Here is a 16,584-nt window from a genome sequence, read left to right as displayed (position 1 = left end):
TGGGTTGCTTGCAAGAGGCGACGAAAGAGGGCCCCTTTGTCTTCAACGCGTTGTCATGAGTTCTTGACGCAAATTGATCGCGAGCTGGACCAGGGGGGTGACTTCCTGGCCGGCATCGCCCGGGAAGGTGTGTCGTCGCAAGGTCACTTCCGGGGGCATGGTCGAGGGTGGCGAGCGTTCCCCCAGGTAATGCAGGTGCTGCCAAAGAGGCAAGTCTTCCCGCCGGCGGATGAGGGCGTCCACTCGGGCGAGTTCTTCGTCATCGGCTAAGAACGCCAGGTAGACGGTGCGCGGGGGAATGGGTCCGGCCAAGCTGTGGGCGGTTTCCAGGAGCAAGGTGACACTGGCCGCGTCGGAGAGGAGGTCTTGGCCGGGGGGATTATCGAAAGCGACCGAGACCAGGATGGCCCCAGCGGTTTGTTTCTCCCCCGGGATGACCAGAAGAAGGGAGGCGAGTTCCTCATCCACGGCGATCTTTTCCGGCTGGTAGTCCATGTTGCCGAACCCGACTGACCCTTCGAGAAAGCGCTGGGTCCGCAAGAGCCGTTGGCGGGCTTCGGCATCGCCCAGGTGACGATTGCCGAGTAGGGGGCCGTGGAGCTTGTCGAGATAGTCTTCCGTGGAGTCGCTATCCGGGAGCTTGGAGACATCCTGTCCGCTGACCCGGTAGCCGGGGATTTCTTGTTCGCTCGGCTGGGTAGCCTGGTAGGCCGTGTAGGCCACCGAGAGGATGATGCCCAAGGGCAGCAACATCAGCAAGAGTGGCAGGAGCGGCTTTTTCTTCTTCATGCGAGCAGGTCGGCGATGGCTTCGGCGGCTCGTTCGTGGGTCCCGCCGAGGCCGAGCTGCTTGGTCAGTTGGTGGAATTCCCGTTGGAGGGTGCGACGGCTTTCCGCGTTGTCGAGGAGCCGCTTGAGCTCGCCCGCGATCTTTTCGCCCCGAGCGTTCCCCTGGAGCAATTCTTTTACGAGAGGTCGATCTGCCAAGATGTTCACGATCCCGAGGTAAGGGATGCGCACCAGCATTCGACCCGCCGAGTAGGTCAAGGGCGCCACTTTGTAGACGAGACAGTAGGGCAGGCCCAGGAAGGCGGCTTCGAGGGTGGCGGTGCCGGAGGCTACGGCGGCCACTTGACAGCGGCGCATGAGGCGACGGGATTCGCCCCTCTGGATGGTGGTGCAGCGAAGTGCGTCGGGAAAGGCCCGCAGACGCTCCTGGATGAGTTTCTCCAGGCCCTCATTGGCGGCCGAGACCACAAAGCGGTAGGAGAGATCGATGTCGTTCAGGAGGGTGATCGCTTGCAGCATTTCGGGGAGCAGGGCCTCGACTTCGCGCTCACGGCTACCGGGAAAGAGCCCGATCAGTCCCGGCTCCCGCTCGATCTCTTGGGCGCGGACTTCGGCCAGTTCGTCCACCAGAGGGTGGCCCACAAACTCGGTTGGGAGACCGGAGGCTTGGTAGAGGGCTTTCTCGAAGGGAAAGATGCAGAGCATGAGGTCGAGCGTCCGAGCCATGGCCGGGATGCGCCCGCGATTCCAGGCCCAGACCTGAGGACTGATGTAGAAGATGATTTTGCCGGGGAAGTTCTTTTTCCGTAGGGCGCGGGCCAGGCGGAGGTTGAATCCCGGGTAGTCGATGAGAATGACGGCCTCCGGCGGCTCGGCCATGAGGCGCGCCACGGTTTCCCGAAAGCGTTGCTTAAACCAAGGATACTTTTTGAGGACCTCCCAGAGCCCGAGCACGGCCGCCTCTTCCAGCCAGTCGTGAAAGTCCGGGTGGGGAGCGTGGGCCTTCATGGCGGGCCCGCCCAGGCCTTTCCATGCGATCGGGCCGCAGCGCCGACGGAGGGCCTCCATCAACTCCACGCCATGGGTATCGCCGCTGGCTTCCCCGGCTACCAGGAAGAGCGTCATGAGGCAGTGGCCGTCTGCGCTTCGATCAAGCGCGTGACCTCGAGCGCCAGTTCCAAGGCGGCCATGCCTTGGTGCCCGGAGACTTTCGGTTGGGTCCCGGTGGCCACGCTTTCGGCGAAGGAGCGCAGTTCCCGCTTGAGAGGTTCGTCTTTTTCGACCGCCACTTCTTCCCGGGAAATCTCGAGACCCTCCCGACGGAAGATGTGTCCGGTCTGCTCTTGGTAGTCGAGCGAGAGGTAGGCGTTTTCCTGGAAGACGCGGATCTTGCGGAGCTTCTCGGGCGAGATGCGGCTGGCGGTGATGTTGGCGACGCAGCCGTTCTCGAAGCGGAGGCGGGCGTTGGCGATGTCCTCCCGTTTGGTGAGCACGGGCACGCCCACCGCGTCGATGCTGGCGACCTTCGAGCGGACGAGGTGGAGGATGATCTCGAGGTCGTGGATCATGAGGTCGAGGACGACCCCGATATCGAGGGAGCGCTTCGGGAAGGGGCTCAGACGATGGGCCTCGATGAAGCGGGGGTGATCGAGATGCGCTTCGAGTTCTTGCAAGACGGGATTGAATCGCTCGATGTGGCCCACTTGCAGGGTGAGGCGTTTTTCATTGGCTAGGTCGACGAGTGCGCGGGCTTCTTCCAGAGAGTTGGCGATCGGTTTCTCGACCAAGACATGCTTGCCAGCTCGCAGGAGGGTCTCCCCCACTTCCCGGTGGTAGGCGGTGGGCACGGCCACGGAGACGCCGTCGGAAGCGGCCATCACTTCATCCAGGGAAGAGAAGGTGCGGGCCCCGAAAGCGTTGGCGATTTCCCGGGCGCGGTCAGGGTCGGCATCATAAATCCCGCTCAGTTCCGCGTTCTCGAGCTCGGCCACGACGCGGGCGTGGTTTTGGCCGATCGAGCCGACGCCGACGACGGCCAGGCGAGCCAAGGGGGGAGGGGAGGTAGTCACGGGAGGAGTGGTCGTCGGGGCGGGCGCAGTTTCAAGCCTCAAGTCTCGGGATTTGCCGCCTCGGCAGCCAGCCCCAGGAGGGAAATCCGGTGCTTCTCGGCCAACTCCCGCACTTCCTCGGGCGCCAGCACCAAGGTCTTGCCCGCTTCCACTGCGATGGCCTGGAGTCCGGCTTCCGCTGCGCTCTCGAGGGTGGCGGGGCCGATCACGGGGACGTCAAAGCGGAGATCTTGCTGGGGTTTGGAGACTTTCACGAGGAGGGCTTTTCCACGCCCGAGCGCGCCCCCGCGCTCGATGCAGGCGTTGGTGCCTTCGAAGGCCTCCACGGCCAGGACCGTGCCGTGGCGGACGATGACGCTCTGGCCGATGTCGAGACGCGAGGTTTCCTTGGCGATTTCCCAACCAAAGTGCGCGTCCTCCCACAGGCGAGCCTTGGGCGTCGGGCCCGCCAGATGGCCCTCCGAGGCCAGCTGCTCCTCGAGAAAGGTGGTGGCCAGCAGGAGATGGATTCCTTCCTTGGCCAGCTCCTCCGCGATGGCGCCAAAGAGCGATTCGGCATTGCGCTGCCGAGTTCGCGCCAGGAGCAAAAGCGTCCGCATGTCCGGGCGAAGATCGAAGAGATGGCGGGGCGCGATCTGCCCCACCATGACGGCTTGGCTGACTCCCTCCCTCTGGAAAAAACGAATCATCTTGGTCAGCTGGCCGACCCGAAACCACGCGAGAGCGTCTACGGCCTGGGCCCACTCCGGCTCGGTCTCCCCTTCGAAGGCCGCCACCACCAGCTTCGAGACCCCGGCCCGGCCAGCGGCCGCGGCGAAGGTGGCTGGGTAAAGGCCGTTGCCGGAGATCAGGCCGAGGGGCTGGGTCACATCCACAGGGGGAGCCATGCCTTCATCTAAGCGGGCAAACCCCGCTTTGCCAAGTGGGGAGGCGAGAGGGCTTAGACTACGGGAGCTTTGCGAATGATCAGCCGCTCAGACACTCAAAGACGGCAGCCCATTTTCTTCTGGCTCCGAGTCCTTGGGCGGGAGTTTCGCCAACTTGCTCCAGTAGTTCATGACGTCCCGGATGAGGGCCACGAACTCCTGGAAATCGGCCGGTTTCACCAGGTAGGAGCTGCAGCGATGTTGATACATATGGGAGACATCCTCGGAGGCCGCTGAGGTGGTGAGAATGAGAACCGGGAGGTGCCGTAACTGGTCGTCGAGACTGATTTCGCGCATCACTTCCCGACCGGTCATGATGGGCATGTTGATATCCAGCAGGACGAGATCGGGACGAACGGCCTCGCGATAGGGTTCCTGCTGCCGGAGGTAGGCCATGCATTCTTGGCCGTTTTCGAGGTGAATGGTCTCTGCTTGGACCCCGGCTTTCTGGAGGCACTTTCGGGTGATGGTGACATCGTGGATGTTGTCATCCACCAGCAAGATGGTGAGAGGCCTCTTCATAAATCTACTCGGTCAGGGCCAAGGCTCCCGAGAGCCCGGCGAGTGACTCGGGGGGTGGAGTGAGATAGCAAGGAAGCGGGTTCGTTTTCGATAGGATCGACTACTAGGGAAGGTAGCAAAATCCCATTGAGAAGGCGAGAAGTTTTCTCGCTCTTTAAAGGTTGCCATGGCAGCACCTCGTCTGTGCTAGTGCCTTGCCATCAGATGCGCCGCTAGATTTGATTGCAGGGTTTCGAGAGTAGTCGACGAGACGTTTCCGAGATGTCTCCTCATTCTTGTCAGTTGAATGGAGGAGACGAAACTGAGCCGCACCACGGATGTCGCTTTCAATCCGGTGCTCGAGAAATCCGCGTCGTCCTCTCCAAGGACGACATCGAAGTCTTCTTCCGCCTGGCGGATTTGAGTGCTGATGCCACAGACCAAAAAATCGCCGAAACCCGGCAACTCCCTGAGAATTAGAACCGGTCTTGCTTTTGAGTTTCCGTCAGCTTGGGGAAGCTCCGCGACGACGATATCCCCCTCCGAAATCATCAGGTCGAGGGAATGGGCGTTCCAGCTTCGGAGTAATCTGGCTCGTCGTCGCTGTAGACCTCTTCCAGCAGGGACGCAGATCCAGTCAGGAACTCGTCCCGCTCGGAGGATTCGAGGATCTCCAAGACGACAACGCTGCCTACGGAGCCCTTGAGGGGTTGTTTCAGTTTAAGGTGAGTCGGATCCTCGATTTCTGCTTCGACTCTCATAGAAGAAGCTACCCTCCTGAGACCGGCGTAGCAATGTAAGAATTTTCTGCGCGACCGTCTGCGAATTGGGCCAAAAGTTCCATTCCGGTGTCAAATATTTTGGCGCAACCCGGGAGGGAATCCGGGCCGAAAGCGGCCGGGACTTCCCTGAGGCGCGTAGGCGGAGGGATGGCGGAAAAGAAACACCGACGCGTGCTGGTTTGGCTGAGGCGGGAGCTGAGAGTGATCGATAACCCAGCCCTTTACCACGCCGCGCAGGCGGCGGCCGAGGTTTTGGTGGTGTATGTGGTGAGTTCTTGGAAGGGCCAGCACCGGTGGACGGGTCCCAATCGGCAGGACTTCCTCTGTGAGAACCTCAAGGCTTTGCAAGGAAACATCGAAAGCCTCGGCGGGCAGATGGTTTTCCGTCAGGGGCGAGCCCATGAGGTGCTGGCCCAGCTGGCTGGGGCCATCCAAGCGGAGGCCGTCTACGCGAACGCCGCGCCCGACCCTTTCGGCCGGGAAGAAGAAAGGAAGGTCGCGAGCTCGTGCCAAAGCCAAGGCCTTCTCTTCGAGCAATTTTCCTCGGTCGTCCTTCACGGGCCCACCGAAGTGCTGAAGGGGGATGGCGATCCCTACCGCGTTTTCACGCCCTACTCGCGGAGCTGGTTTGCCCTGCCCAAGGCCGAGCCTCTCCCCAAGCCACGCTCGCTGCGGGCTCCCTCGGGCGTGCCTTCCGGGGAGGTCCCGAGCTTGGCCACTTGGGGACTCCGGCGGGAGATTCCCTTGCCGGTCGCAGCGGGCGAGAAGGCCGCTCGCAAGCGGATGCGCCACGCGGTGGACCAGCTCATTCCGGGCTACCAGAAGACGCGCAATACGCCCTTTGGCCAGACGACTTCACGATTGAGCCAGGATCTGCGCTTTGGGCTTCTTTCGGTGCGGGAGCTTTACCAGCGGGTGGCGGCGGCGGCTGATGCGGCGGGAGAGAAGGGCGCCCGGGAGGGTTGCCACACCTACCTGACGGAGCTGGCGTGGCGGGAGTTCTACATGGCCATCCTTCACCATTACCCGCAGGTCTTGGAAGAGGATTTCAATTCGCAGTGGGCCGATCTCGTTTGGGAGGAGGGCCGGGGTGAGGCTTGGGAACGGTGGTGTCAGGGAGAGACGGGCTTCCCCATTGTGGATGCCGCCATGCGGGAACTCCGTGGGAGCGGCTTCATGCACAATCGTTGTCGCATGATCACCGCCATGTTTTTGACGAAGGACCTGCACATTCACTGGCGGGCGGGGGAGAGCTATTTCATGCAAAAGCTCCTCGATGGGGAAATCGCCAGCAACAATGGAGGCTGGCAGTGGAGTGCGGGCACGGGCGCGGATGCCGCGCCCTACTTTCGCATCCAAAACCCGTGGTCGCAGAGCGAGCGCTATGATTCCCAGGGCGAATACATCAAGCAATGGGTTCCGGAGTTGCGCGATGTGGCTCCCAAGAAATTGCACCAAGTGCCGGAGGCGCCTTTGGCCAAGGGCTACCCGCTCCCGATGGTCGACCACAAGAGCGAGCGCGAGGAGACGCTGCGTCGCTTCAAGCGCGTCAAGGAGGCCACGGCTTCAACGAAATAGCCCGAGCCGTTTGCGGAGCCCTTTCCCTCGAGTGGCTTCGGTTTCTCCCCACTCCTGCCCGGCCAACCCGGCGCCGCCGCTTTCGAATTCTTGGATGACAATGCCCTCCGAATTGACCACGCGGACGAGCAGACCGAGCAATTCGTCCGCGCTTTCATTGCGGGCCCCGGCTTCCATGGAGCGGAGGGTGAAGGGAGCGGTCTGAAAGGCGAGGCCTCTCCGGGAACCGAGGGCGGTCGCTTGCTCGTGCTCCCCCTCGGTGCGCTTGATGGCCAAGCTGCGCACGCCGCGCAGACTGCCAGGCCGCACCAGGATTTGGTATTCTACGGTGAAGCCGGGGACCTCCTCGTGGCCCTGGTTTTGGATCGCGATGTCGTAGGCGAATTCTTTGACCTCGCTTTCGAAGAAGCCGCTCGTGTCCCGGTGGAGGGTGTCGAGTTTGACCTTTTGGGCTTTGATCGAGAGCTTGTAGTCAATTTGCGCCGGGGTGACCGCCATCCATTCTCGGATGTGGTCCTGGTCCGCCTCGGAAAAGAGATCCAGCCCGACCTCAACCAGCTCCCCGTTTTCCAGGCGAAGACGAAGCGACTCCCCATCCCCGCGGTGGGAGACGAGGGCTGCTTGCAGGGATTTGCCTTCTTGGTTGCGGAAGGTGCGAAGTTCTTCCGCAAAGGTCGGCAGGGCGGAGACGAGGAGGAGGGCAAGGAGAAGTGGGTGCTTCATGAAGAAGCAAACCGGCCCGACTGCGAAAGGTTGCGCAAGAGAAAGAGAAATAGTAGGGCGGGAGAAACGAGCTAATACCAAGCTCCAGAATTCACAGGTAGAATGGAGGGGAGGTGTTGTGTGGAAGAGACGCTGAAGCGCGGGGAAGGAAGAGCCGGAGTCTTTTGAGCCAGCCCTGCGTTGCTCCTCGGTTACGGTGCCTGCACCGCGCCCTCGTCGCGCCTTGGTCTGGCCCGAAATCCACTCGGCCATTCTACCAGCCAATTCTCCAGCTTGGTATTACGACTGCTTTTTCTCGGCCTCGGCATCCCAGGAGGTGCTCTGGAAGCCGGCGTGTCCTTGGCGGAACTCTTGGATGAGGACGCGCTGCTGGTCGAGCACCCGCACCAGGATGCCATCGATCTGATCTCGCCCCCGGACCATGCCGTCGTAGATGGATTCTTCGATCTCAATGGTCTTGGTGAACAACTGCACGCTTCTTCGGGAATCGATTTTTTGATCGAAGGTTTTTTGGCCGAAGACGATCGTCACGCTAGGGATTTTGGAGCTGGTGCCGACGGTGGCGTCGGTGTAGAAGACCTGATATTGCACGGTGGGGCCCGGGACGGCCTGCCGCGCCCGGTTGGTGACGGTGATTTCGTATTTCACGAATTCTTTCTTGTAGTCGATGTAACTGCCGCGATTTCGCATGGTTTGGCCGGCCTTCTGTTTGATCATTTCGCTGTCGAAGTCGTAGTCGATCTTAGCCGGGTTGATGGCGATCCAGCTCTCGATGAAGCGCTGATCAGATTCGCTGAAGAGGGACACTTTGACATCGGCCTCCGCGCCGTTGCCCATCAGGATGCGGACGGTTTCGCCATCCCCGGGATGGGAGAGCAATTTGGCTTGGATGGCTTGGCCGGCGGCATTGCGAAATTCCCGGAAGCCCTCCTCGGCCAGCAGGCCGAGCGGCAGAACCATCCAACTTAGCAGGCAGCAAAGGGTTCTCATCGTTTTCATCCTGGCGTCACCTTTCGGGGACTCTACTTAGAAAGGAAGAAGAAATCACCCTCTTTCCTGGAAAGACTTTGTCAGGCCGGCCGTGGACGAAGTCGGGCCAGATCGTGCAGGAGAAGGGCGGCGGTGGTGGCGATATTGAGTGACTCCATGGCGTGGGTCATGGGCAGGCGCAGCCGGAGGTCAGCGAGGGCCAAGAATTCCTGGGGAAGTCCCTCTCCTTCGTTCCCGAAGAGCAGGAGGAGTGGGGAAGCGGCCACTGGGGATAGCAGGGAGTCGCTCCACTCTTGGGCGTCGGGGCGAAGATCGGTCGCGAGGAGTCGATGAGTGGTCCGCAGTTCGGTGAGTTCCTGGAAGAGCCGGGGAGTGGAACGAATGGGCAGGCGGCAGAAGGCGGTGGCCGAGGCCCGAATGGCGGGGGGCGAGTAGGGATCGGCCCCTTCCTCGCTCAGGAGAATCTGGTCCGCCCCGAGGGCGGCGGCGTTCCGGAGGAGGGCGCCCAGATTGCGCGCGTCCGCGAGCTGGTGGGCCACCACGATCAGGCGGGGAGGGGGTGTGGGCAGGGCGCGTGGCTGGGGACGCGGGGCCAGGGCCCAGACGCCGCGGTGAAAGCGGATGCCGGTTTCGGCTTGGGCGGCGGATTTGGAGAGCCGCTGGCGGGGGAGGGCCGCGGGGAGGGCGGCCTCCAGGTCCCGGTGGGAGTCATTCTGAAAGATGACCTCCGAGAGCGGGAAGCCGTGGGCCAGGGCGGCTTCGATATTGTGACGCCCTTCGATCCGCAGTAGCTCCCCCATGGAGTTCCCTCCGGCGGGGCTCAGAAGGGGGCGCCATCGGTGGGCAGGATCTGCTCCACGATGTCTTCAATGCCTTCGGCCGCGAAATCACTCCCGGGATAGATTTTGCGGGCTTCAAAGAAGTGGGCCAGGGCGGAGCCGAAGAGACCTTCGCGACCTTGCTCCGCCTCCGCTTGCAGTTCCCGACCGGTTTCGATGGCGTCCACGAAATTGACAGCTTGGCGGGAGAGCTCGGCTGTCTGGCGGGCTAGGAAGGGGTCGTCGTAGTATTTGGTGCGGGCCTTTTCGGCGGTTTCCCAAGCGCCGTAGGGATCGCCCGCCTGGACTTGGGCCTCGGCCATGCGGAGGGCGCCTTCGATTTCCTGGTAGCTTTCCATGAGCTTCTGAAGTTCGGCGAGGCGTTCCGAGTCCTCGCTGAGCGCGGCCGCGAACTCGGGGAAGCGCTCTTTGATCTGGCGGTAGTTGCCTTCGCTCCGCAGCCGGTCGAAGTCATTGACTGCCTGAGCCAGGTTGCCGCCGGTCGTTTCCACCGTCTCCAGGAAGGTGCCGAGCTTGGGGTTGCGAGGCCAAATCTCGGCTGCCTCCCGCACTTTGGCGGTGGCTGTTTCCCGATTGCCCTCTTGGAAAGCCAGCTTGGCTTCCAGCAGGTTCATGTCGCTGGCGGCGGTGAAGCCGGTGATGGCGGCCACGGCTTGGGTGCTGTCGAAGTCCGAGGCCACGCTTTCCATCTCTTTCACGAGTTGTTCGGCCAGGGTGTAGTCTTTGACCTGGAGGGCACTGAGCAATTTGTTCGAGCTTTGCACGAAGGCCAGCACTCGGCGTTTTTTCTCGCGAGGGAGGGTTTTGACCGGGACGAGGAATTCGCCCACGGCGTAGGCCTCCGCCAAGCGTTCGGAGGCGGAGTTCATTTCGCCCTGCTGCACGAGATACTGGAAGGCTTCGATGCCTTGCTTGACGTCGTGGATGGCTTCGTTGGCGAAGGTGTCGAGGGTGGAGACGCTGGGATCGCCTCCGAGGCCTTCGCTGAAGAAGCGGCTGACATCGGAACCGTTTTTGAGCTGGAGCTTGCCGTCCCCATCGGTGAAGAGCTGGCGGTAGAAACGGGCCGCCATGAGGACGTGCTGGAAGCGCCGCTGCATGAAGAGCTGGGCCATGAGGACGTGGTATTCCACTTTGGCTTTCAGGAGAGCGGCTTCGCCTTTGGTTTGGTAGGCGCCGCGGAGGGCTTCGATTTCGATGAGCCGTTGGGCGTAGCCTTGGTAGACGAGCGAGGAGTTTTGGATCTCTTTGCGAGCTTCTTGGCGGCCCCCTCCTTGTTGGGTGCCGGCCTCGCTCATTTCGGTGATGGAGGGGTCGGAATGGATGTCGGCGTTGCGGCGGACGCGGTCGCGCTCGGCGGCCAGGTCGGTCAGGAAGTCATCGATCTCCCCGGCGTTCCGCTTGGAGAGAACGACGCCGTAGATGGCGCTCCCGAGCGAGTTACAGAGGTTGGCGTCCCCGGGGTAGGTGGAGGCGGTCGGCAGGAGAGCCAGCGCTTTGCGCAGGCCATCGCCCTCCCGGTAGTAGGGGGAGAGGAAGTGGAGGATTTTTTGGATGGTGGCGTGGTAGTCGGTGGCGGCTTCGCCCGACTGGGGGGGCTCATTGAGGTATTTCTCAAAGCGCGCCCGCATGAGGCGATTGTTGTCCGCTCTCCAAGTGCGGCCGTCGAAGGAGAGCAAGTCCTGGGTGGGATCGAAGGAGGGGATTTCCTGCCCAAAGATGGATTTGGCGGGCTCTTTCTCTGGCTGCTGGTTGATGATGGTGGTGTTGGAAGGGCCGCTGTTCCCATTGCTGGCTGGGCTGGGCTCCGGGGGCGTGTAGACCTGGGCGGAGGCGAGGCTGGCGGTCGCCAAGAAGAGAAGTACAAGTTTCATGGGGAGTGGGGTGGGCCTGAAGGGGCACGAGGGGTAGTGGTAGTCTAACTCTTTTCGATGGCTTCGGCGATGGCAATTCCGCGGCGGTCTATCTGGACTTTGAAAACGAAGGATTGGCCTTTTTCGATGACTTCGGTATTCCCCAGCTCCGCGGGGATGAGCACCGGGATGGGAAGGCCGCTTTCGGATTCCACGCTCAAGAGTTCGCCGGTCAGTTCGTCCCAAGCGACTTTTTCCGCGACCGTCCCGGAGAGCCGATAGGTATTTCCGCGCAAGCTCTGGGAATTGGCGGAAAAGCTGACGCTGTCTAATTCGGTCAAGTTGGGATCGCTCGCGATGGCGCCGCCGGTGTCTTTGACCAGAACGAAGTAGCCAGCCAAGACCGCCGCCACGGTCACGAGGAAGACGCCCAGGATGGGTGCGAGGGGGGCGGAGGATTTCTTTTTGCGACGGGGCATGAGTCAGGGGGGATGGGGAGAGAAAACTTCAGTTCCACTGCTCTTTTTTGCAACCGACATATGCCAGCAAGAGCCCGGCGAGAACGTGGAGACCGAGAACGAAGGCGCAGAGGGAAAAATCGCTCAACCCTGAGGGCACGGCCTGCTTGACAGCGAAGTATTCTCCGGGGTTGAGCGCTTGGATGCTGCCGGACCAACTCCAGTAGGCCGAGATGAAGGGGTGGGCGAATTTCTCGATCGTTTCCGGGAGCGCGAGCACGGCGCCCGAGAGGGGCAATTGGAAGCCGACGAGGTAGACGGAGAGGAGCGAGGCCTGCTCGGGCGATCTCATGAGGGCGGAGATGCCGAGGCAGATGGCGGTCATGCCTCCGGTCACCAAGACCAGCAGGAGGGCGTGATCGAGAAACTCTCCCGGGAAGCTCCAGAAAAATTGCACGTAGCAGGCCATCCAGAGGGATTGGGCCAGAACGAGCAAGCTGAGGAAGGCGATCTTGGAGCTGAGGTAAGCGGCGGGTCGGAGGCCGCCCAGCCGTTCTTTTTCGTAAATTTGGCGCTCGGCTACGATTTCGCGGGCCGAGTTGTTCGATCCCATGAGGGTGAGCAAGACGACCTGAAACATGATGAGGCCCGAGATGACGCCGCCAGTGCGGACGTTGCTGGTGTTGACGGCGAGGTCCCGCTGGAACTCGGCCGCGCTGGCGGGGATGGAGTCGGACAGCTTGCGGATGGGGTCTTGGGCTTGGTCCACGAAGAGGGTCACCAGGATGGGGAACCCGATCAGGATGGCGGCGTGCAGAAGGAGTTGCGTGCGGTCCCGCAGGAAGATCCGTCCCCTTCGCGCCAAGACGACCCAGAATTGCCGGAGAAAACCGGGGAGACGTCGACCGGAAGAGGGCTCCTCCGGGTCTTCCGGCTGGCCCGCGGTGGAGGCTTTGCCGTCTGGGAACATCCTTTCGTAGTAGGGCGCCCGGTGGCGCATCCAGGAGCGTTGCCAGTTGTCCGGCTCGCGTTTCGAGAGCGCGGGGTAGACGTCCTCCGGGGTCTCGACCGAGAAGTAGTGGAGGAGGGCATCGGGGGGGCCGTGGTAGGCGGCCCGGCCTTGGAAGAGCACCAGGACAGAGTCGTAGAGGTCCAGGTTGGCCAGGCTGTGGGTCACGCTGATGACGACGCGATGGTCCTCCTGGGCGATTTGGTGGAGGAGCTGCACGATCTCGGCCTCGGACTTGGGGTCGAGGCCGCTGGTGACCTCATCGCAAAGGAGCAAGGCGGGGTCGCTCACCAGCTCCATGGCGAGGCCCAGTCGGCGCTTCTGCCCGCCGGAGAGGATGGCGACTGGTCGATCGGCGATTTCCTCCAGGCCGACCTTTTTGAGCACTTCATCCACGATTTCCCAGACCCCGCTCGCCCGCTTGGGCCTGACCCGGAGACGGACCGCGTTCTCGATGTTTTCCTCTACCGTGAGATGGTCGTAGGCGATGCTGAACTGGGGGACGTAGCCGAGATCGGCCGGTTCGAGGTCGCCATCGACGGCCAAGTCCCGCCCTTGCCAGAGGATTTGGCCCTCGGTCTCGGCGTGCAAGCCGGCGATCAATTTGAGGAGGGTGGTTTTGCCGCAGCCAGAGGGACCGACGATGGCCATGAAGTGGCCGCCGGTGACCTTGAGGTGGATGTCTTGCAGGAGGGAAAGCGGTTCTTTTCTGCGCGGGAGAGAGAACCCGATGTTTTGAAGTTCGAGCACGGGGGGTGGGGGACGGGGGGGAACGGGTAAGGCCTATTCTGCTAAAAACTCCGCAGATGGGCCAGGGTTTCGGGTTTTCTGGACGAATATCCTCTTTGGGAGGCTTGTCATCGGGCAATAGCCCCTTTTAGTCTGGCCCATGAGCCGAAGAACTCGCAAAAGGCGCAGGAAGAGTGGGGGCGCTCGTTGGTGGGGTCTCTTCGGGCTGCTGGTGCTCGGGTTGGCTTTGGGAGGGTTCCTCGGGGGCTATCTTTGGCTGCAAGGCTATTTGCGGGGCGATGAGTTTCGGCGGCTCTTGGAGCGAGAAATCGGCAAGCCGACGCGATCCAAGGCCCAGTTGTCTCCGCTGACTTGGCAGGGCAATTCCCAGATTTCAGCCGATGAGCTTTTTTTAGAAGGCAAAGAGGGGGCGGTCTTTAGCCGTCTTCGGCTGAAACAAGTGCGGGCCGTGATGGATCTGGGGGCGGTGCGAGAGGGCTTCTGGAAGTTGGATTCTTTGGACACTTCGCTGGCTGAGTTGGATTTCTCCCCGGAGCGCTTGCCCCAGGAAGCTCGGCCTTCGTCCGCGAGCACCAAGGTGGCCTCGTCTCCCGCCTGGTATCAGCGTTTTCTGCCGAGCGAGTTCGTCTTCGAGCGCTTTTCGGCCGAGCGCTTCCGCCTCGTTTTCCCGACGGCGGACGATCTTTGGCTCCTGGAGGAGGGGCGCTTGCTGCTCAGGCCCTCGCCCGTGGCACCTCGGGCTCAAGAGCTGAGTGTGGTGGGAGGGAAGGTGCGGGGTCCCGGGCTGAGGCCTTGGCAACTGGAGAGCGCCAAGCTGCAACTTTCGCCCGACTCGCTCCTGCTGCTGGCCTCCTCGCTCCGAGCCTACGGAGGCGATTGGGAAATGACGGGGGAGCTGGAGTGGGGGGATCCGGCTTCGCTCGAACTTTTCGGCGATTTCAAGAATCTCCCGGTTGGGGAGGTCATTCCAGAGGATTGGAAGCAGCGCTTGTCGGGCACGCTGGCGGGGGAGTTCCGACTCCGCCGGACGCTGGCCGCCGATCGCTTAAGCAGTTATCGCGGGCAGATCGAGCTGCGGGATGGGGTGCTGACGGCCTTGCCGATTCTCGATCAGATCGCTTCCTACACCCGGGTGGAGCAGTTTCGCCGACTGACCCTGGATGAGGCGAGCTGCCGCTTTGTGCAACAGGGGCGAGCCCTGCGGATGGACGATATTGTTTTGAGTCACCAAGGCCTTTTTCGCCTGACGGGTCGCTTGGATGTGGTGGATCGGAATTTGACCGGCCTTTTCCGCCTCGGGGTCACGCCGGGGACCTTGTCCAATATTCCAGGGGCCGAGGCCAAGGTTTTCACGCAGGAGGAAGGGGGCTATCGCTGGACGGACATTGCGGTTTCCGGGACGCTGGAGGATCCCGATCAAGACCTGACGCCTCGCTTGTATGCGGCCGCGGCCCAGCGGATGCTGGAAGTGGTCCCGGAGACGGGATTGATCGTGCTCCGCAGCACCGGTCGGGTGGTGGATGAGGAAGTCATCGAGCGCCTCGGGGGACGGGGGGCGGTGGTGGGGCTGATCGACCAAGGGGCGGGCGTGCTCCGGGATACCGGGAACACGGTCTTGGATGGGGCGGGGGACTTGCTCGAAGGAGGAGGGGAGATGCTGAACCAAGGGAGCGATCTTCTCCGCGGGCTCTTTGAGCGGGATCGCGGGGAGTGAAGACCTTTTCTCCCGATTGACCGGATCGGGGGAGGAGCGGGGTGGATCGGTTTCGGGGCTCGGGGAAGAGGAAGCCCGTGCCATTCTACCAGCCAATTCTGCAGCTTGGTATTAGCGCGAAAACTTCTTCAGGAGAAACCAGACCAAGGCGAGTGAGAAAATCACGAAGAGGGTGCGGCGGTTTTGTTCCCAAAAGCCCGGTTCTTTTTGAAAGCTCCGGTCATCGCCCGTGGCCTGCAAAAGGCTGTTCATGGCCTGCAAGACCGGTCTCGTGCCGACGTGATGGCTGAGGCGCTCGCCGGAGCGACGATAGAGCACCAACTGAGGGATGCCCGAGCCAGGGGGCTGGAGGATTTCCCGGGGCAGCCGCGAGAGGGCGTCATAGCGGATGGCCGGGAAGGTCATGCCATACCTGCGGCGGTATTCCGACATGGTATTGACGTCCTGGTCATGGCTGATGAAAATGATTTCAAAGCGCGGGTTGGCTGCGTGCATTTGGTTGTAAAAATCGACTACGTGGGGCGTAGTTTGGCGGCAGGGGCCGCACCAGAGGGCAGAATAGTAGAAAGCGATGATTTCGACCTCATCCCGCAAGCGATCGCTTTTCAGAAAGGGCGCAAAGCCATCGACCCAAGCGGCCTGGGCCACGAGCGGGGAGAGGAGCAACGGCAGTAGAAATTTCATCGAGAGGCTGGGGAGCGCCGATCCGCTGCGATGAGGTTGCGCAGCAACTCGGGGGAAACCATGGTGGCGACGGTTTCGATGTCTTGGGGCTCGAAGTAGGAGCTTTGGGCTCGGGTGATGATTCCCAAAAGCGTGCCGCTCGGGGTGCTCAAGGGGGCGCCACTCATGCCACCTCGTGCCACCAAATCAGTCACCAGAATGCGCGGCGATCCCGGGATCTTGGGCGCGTTCACTTCCAGGATTTGCCCGGCCGCCAGAAAGCTCCCATTGCCGACCAAGCTGGGGATGCCGTAGCGGGGATCGTAGAAGCCGAAACCGGTGTCGTCCGAGGTGCAGACGAGGGCCCCTTTTTGGGGAATGGCGCCGAGCTTTCGGAAGGGCACGCTTTTGACTCCGGGGAACTCGACGAGGGCCAGGTCGAGATCTGGTTGGGACCAGACGATTCGCCCGGGGTAGCGGTCGATGGCAAAGGCTCCCTCCGCCTGCTCCAATGTGATTCGACCGGCCGGAAGCTTTTTCACGAGACGCAGCTCCTCCAAGTAAAAGGAGCCTTCTGAGACCACGTGCCAGGCGGTGAGAAAGTAGCCGTCTGAGGTGAGGGCGGCCGCTCGTCCAGAGCTGCCCGAGAGGGAGGCTTCCTCGCTCCCGGTTTGCACCAACCCGACCCGGGGTCCGAGCAGGCGGCGGATGCGATCCCGATCGCTCTCGCGAGGCAGCAGGCGCGCGAGGTCTTCATTTTGCTCCATCCGGACGAGATGGTTGTCGAAGCGTCGGTCCTCCAGAGGGGAGACGCAGGCCGTCAGCAGGACGCAAACACTCAGTCGAAGACAGGCCCGGAACATTCAGCGACAGAGGTCGCGCAATGCCAAGGGGAAGCAACCGGAGGATTCTCCCCGTTCTTTCGGCAGCGGCCGGGTGGC

At 62.1% G+C, this 16,584-nt stretch carries 17 protein-coding genes; 2 read left to right on the top strand and 15 right to left on the bottom strand.

What is annotated here, in order from left to right; translation table 11 throughout:
- Positions 1-42: 42 nt before the first annotated feature.
- The 7 genes from AAF555_06045 to AAF555_06015 form a co-directional block, all read right to left on the bottom strand.
- Positions 43-789, bottom strand: a complete 747-nt coding sequence (locus AAF555_06045; protein MEM6911129.1) for a hypothetical protein — start codon at positions 787-789, stop codon at positions 43-45.
- Positions 786-1,913, bottom strand: coding sequence for a lipid-A-disaccharide synthase (gene lpxB / locus AAF555_06040; protein ID MEM6911128.1), 1,128 nt, complete (start codon positions 1,911-1,913; stop codon positions 786-788). The genes AAF555_06045 and lpxB overlap by 4 nt, the downstream gene beginning before the upstream one ends.
- Positions 1,910-2,857, bottom strand: a complete 948-nt coding sequence (locus AAF555_06035; protein MEM6911127.1) for a Gfo/Idh/MocA family oxidoreductase — start codon at positions 2,855-2,857, stop codon at positions 1,910-1,912. The genes lpxB and AAF555_06035 overlap by 4 nt, the downstream gene beginning before the upstream one ends.
- Positions 2,858-2,895: 38 nt before the next feature.
- Positions 2,896-3,744, bottom strand: a complete 849-nt coding sequence (gene lpxI, locus AAF555_06030; GenBank protein ID MEM6911126.1) for a UDP-2,3-diacylglucosamine diphosphatase LpxI — start codon at positions 3,742-3,744, stop codon at positions 2,896-2,898.
- A gap of 87 nt (positions 3,745-3,831) precedes the next feature.
- Complete coding sequence (locus AAF555_06025; protein ID MEM6911125.1) at positions 3,832-4,305, bottom strand: response regulator; 474 nt, start codon at positions 4,303-4,305, stop codon at positions 3,832-3,834.
- A 186-nt stretch (positions 4,306-4,491) separates the two neighbouring features.
- Complete coding sequence (locus AAF555_06020) at positions 4,492-4,836, bottom strand: type II toxin-antitoxin system PemK/MazF family toxin (GenBank protein ID MEM6911124.1); 345 nt, start codon at positions 4,834-4,836, stop codon at positions 4,492-4,494.
- Positions 4,836-5,045, bottom strand: a complete 210-nt coding sequence (locus AAF555_06015; GenBank protein ID MEM6911123.1) for a hypothetical protein — start codon at positions 5,043-5,045, stop codon at positions 4,836-4,838. The genes AAF555_06020 and AAF555_06015 overlap by 1 nt, the downstream gene beginning before the upstream one ends.
- Before the next feature lie 168 nt (positions 5,046-5,213).
- Here AAF555_06015 and AAF555_06010 point away from each other — a divergent pair, with 168 nt between their 5' ends.
- Positions 5,214-6,644, top strand: coding sequence for a deoxyribodipyrimidine photo-lyase (locus AAF555_06010; GenBank protein MEM6911122.1), 1,431 nt, complete (start codon positions 5,214-5,216; stop codon positions 6,642-6,644).
- On the opposite strand, the gene AAF555_06005 is transcribed toward AAF555_06010, so the two are convergent.
- From AAF555_06005 to AAF555_05980, 6 genes are all read right to left on the bottom strand, one after another.
- Positions 6,633-7,367 carry a hypothetical protein gene (locus AAF555_06005; protein ID MEM6911121.1) on the bottom strand — a complete coding sequence of 245 codons (735 nt, stop codon included), beginning with the start codon at positions 7,365-7,367 and terminating at the stop codon, positions 6,633-6,635. The two genes, AAF555_06010 and AAF555_06005, sit on opposite strands and share 12 nt — an antisense overlap.
- A gap of 279 nt (positions 7,368-7,646) precedes the next feature.
- Positions 7,647-8,366 (bottom strand): hypothetical protein, encoded by a 720-nt coding sequence (locus tag AAF555_06000; GenBank protein ID MEM6911120.1) that lies wholly within the window; start codon positions 8,364-8,366, stop codon positions 7,647-7,649.
- Positions 8,367-8,437: 71 nt separating this feature from the next.
- Entirely contained in the window at positions 8,438-9,157 is a 720-nt protein-coding gene (locus AAF555_05995) for an RNA methyltransferase (GenBank protein MEM6911119.1), read from the bottom strand.
- A 20-nt stretch (positions 9,158-9,177) separates the two neighbouring features.
- A complete protein-coding gene (locus AAF555_05990) occupies positions 9,178-11,070 on the bottom strand; it encodes a hypothetical protein (GenBank protein MEM6911118.1) in 1,893 nt (630 codons plus the stop codon).
- Between the two features lie 44 nt (positions 11,071-11,114).
- The gene (locus AAF555_05985) at positions 11,115-11,528 is read right to left on the bottom strand and encodes a hypothetical protein (protein MEM6911117.1); all 414 of its coding nucleotides are present in this window, start codon (positions 11,526-11,528) and stop codon (positions 11,115-11,117) included.
- 28 nt (positions 11,529-11,556) lie between these two features.
- On the bottom strand, positions 11,557-13,266 hold the full coding sequence (locus AAF555_05980) for an ATP-binding cassette domain-containing protein (GenBank protein MEM6911116.1): 1,710 nt from the start codon (positions 13,264-13,266) through the stop codon (positions 11,557-11,559).
- 139 nt (positions 13,267-13,405) lie between these two features.
- Between AAF555_05980 and AAF555_05975 the strand changes: the two genes are divergently transcribed.
- On the top strand, positions 13,406-14,980 hold the full coding sequence (locus AAF555_05975; protein ID MEM6911115.1) for a hypothetical protein: 1,575 nt from the start codon (positions 13,406-13,408) through the stop codon (positions 14,978-14,980).
- A gap of 111 nt (positions 14,981-15,091) precedes the next feature.
- Here the strand turns inward: AAF555_05975 and AAF555_05970 are convergent, their stop codons facing one another.
- Together AAF555_05970 and AAF555_05965 are read right to left on the bottom strand one after the other, a co-directional pair.
- Positions 15,092-15,664, bottom strand: a complete 573-nt coding sequence (locus AAF555_05970; GenBank protein ID MEM6911114.1) for a thioredoxin-like domain-containing protein — start codon at positions 15,662-15,664, stop codon at positions 15,092-15,094.
- On the bottom strand, positions 15,661-16,506 hold the full coding sequence (locus tag AAF555_05965) for a serine protease (GenBank protein ID MEM6911113.1): 846 nt from the start codon (positions 16,504-16,506) through the stop codon (positions 15,661-15,663). Before AAF555_05965 ends, AAF555_05970 begins: the two co-directional genes overlap by 4 nt.
- Positions 16,507-16,584 lie beyond the last annotated feature (78 nt).

The sequence above is a fragment of the Verrucomicrobiota bacterium genome (assembly GCA_039027815.1).
In the GTDB taxonomy this organism is placed as follows: Bacteria; Verrucomicrobiota; Verrucomicrobiia; order Verrucomicrobiales; family JBCCJK01; genus JBCCJK01.
Note: the sequence above shows the minus strand (reverse complement) of the source record. Positions and strands in the feature narration are given on the sequence as shown.

Excerpts from the sequence above, each read along its gene's own strand:
- AAF555_06045 (MEM6911129.1), bottom strand. The coding sequence starts at position 789 with ATGAAGAAGAAAAAGCCGCTCCTGCCACTCTTGCTGATGTTGCTGCCC.
- lpxB (MEM6911128.1), bottom strand. The coding sequence starts at position 1,913 with ATGACGCTCTTCCTGGTAGCCGGGGAAGCCAGCGGCGATACCCATGGC.
- lpxI (MEM6911126.1), bottom strand. The coding sequence starts at position 3,744 with ATGGCTCCCCCTGTGGATGTGACCCAGCCCCTCGGCCTGATCTCCGGC.
- AAF555_06025 (MEM6911125.1), bottom strand. The coding sequence starts at position 4,305 with ATGAAGAGGCCTCTCACCATCTTGCTGGTGGATGACAACATCCACGAT.
- AAF555_06020 (MEM6911124.1), bottom strand. The coding sequence starts at position 4,836 with ATGATTTCGGAGGGGGATATCGTCGTCGCGGAGCTTCCCCAAGCTGAC.
- AAF555_06015 (MEM6911123.1), bottom strand. The coding sequence starts at position 5,045 with ATGAGAGTCGAAGCAGAAATCGAGGATCCGACTCACCTTAAACTGAAA.
- AAF555_06010 (MEM6911122.1), top strand. The coding sequence starts at position 5,214 with ATGGCGGAAAAGAAACACCGACGCGTGCTGGTTTGGCTGAGGCGGGAG.
- AAF555_06005 (MEM6911121.1), bottom strand. The coding sequence starts at position 7,367 with ATGAAGCACCCACTTCTCCTTGCCCTCCTCCTCGTCTCCGCCCTGCCG.
- AAF555_06000 (MEM6911120.1), bottom strand. The coding sequence starts at position 8,366 with ATGAAAACGATGAGAACCCTTTGCTGCCTGCTAAGTTGGATGGTTCTG.
- AAF555_05995 (MEM6911119.1), bottom strand. The coding sequence starts at position 9,157 with ATGGGGGAGCTACTGCGGATCGAAGGGCGTCACAATATCGAAGCCGCC.
- AAF555_05990 (MEM6911118.1), bottom strand. The coding sequence starts at position 11,070 with ATGAAACTTGTACTTCTCTTCTTGGCGACCGCCAGCCTCGCCTCCGCC.
- AAF555_05985 (MEM6911117.1), bottom strand. The coding sequence starts at position 11,528 with ATGCCCCGTCGCAAAAAGAAATCCTCCGCCCCCCTCGCACCCATCCTG.
- AAF555_05975 (MEM6911115.1), top strand. The coding sequence starts at position 13,406 with ATGAGCCGAAGAACTCGCAAAAGGCGCAGGAAGAGTGGGGGCGCTCGT.
- AAF555_05970 (MEM6911114.1), bottom strand. The coding sequence starts at position 15,664 with ATGAAATTTCTACTGCCGTTGCTCCTCTCCCCGCTCGTGGCCCAGGCC.
- AAF555_05965 (MEM6911113.1), bottom strand. The coding sequence starts at position 16,506 with ATGTTCCGGGCCTGTCTTCGACTGAGTGTTTGCGTCCTGCTGACGGCC.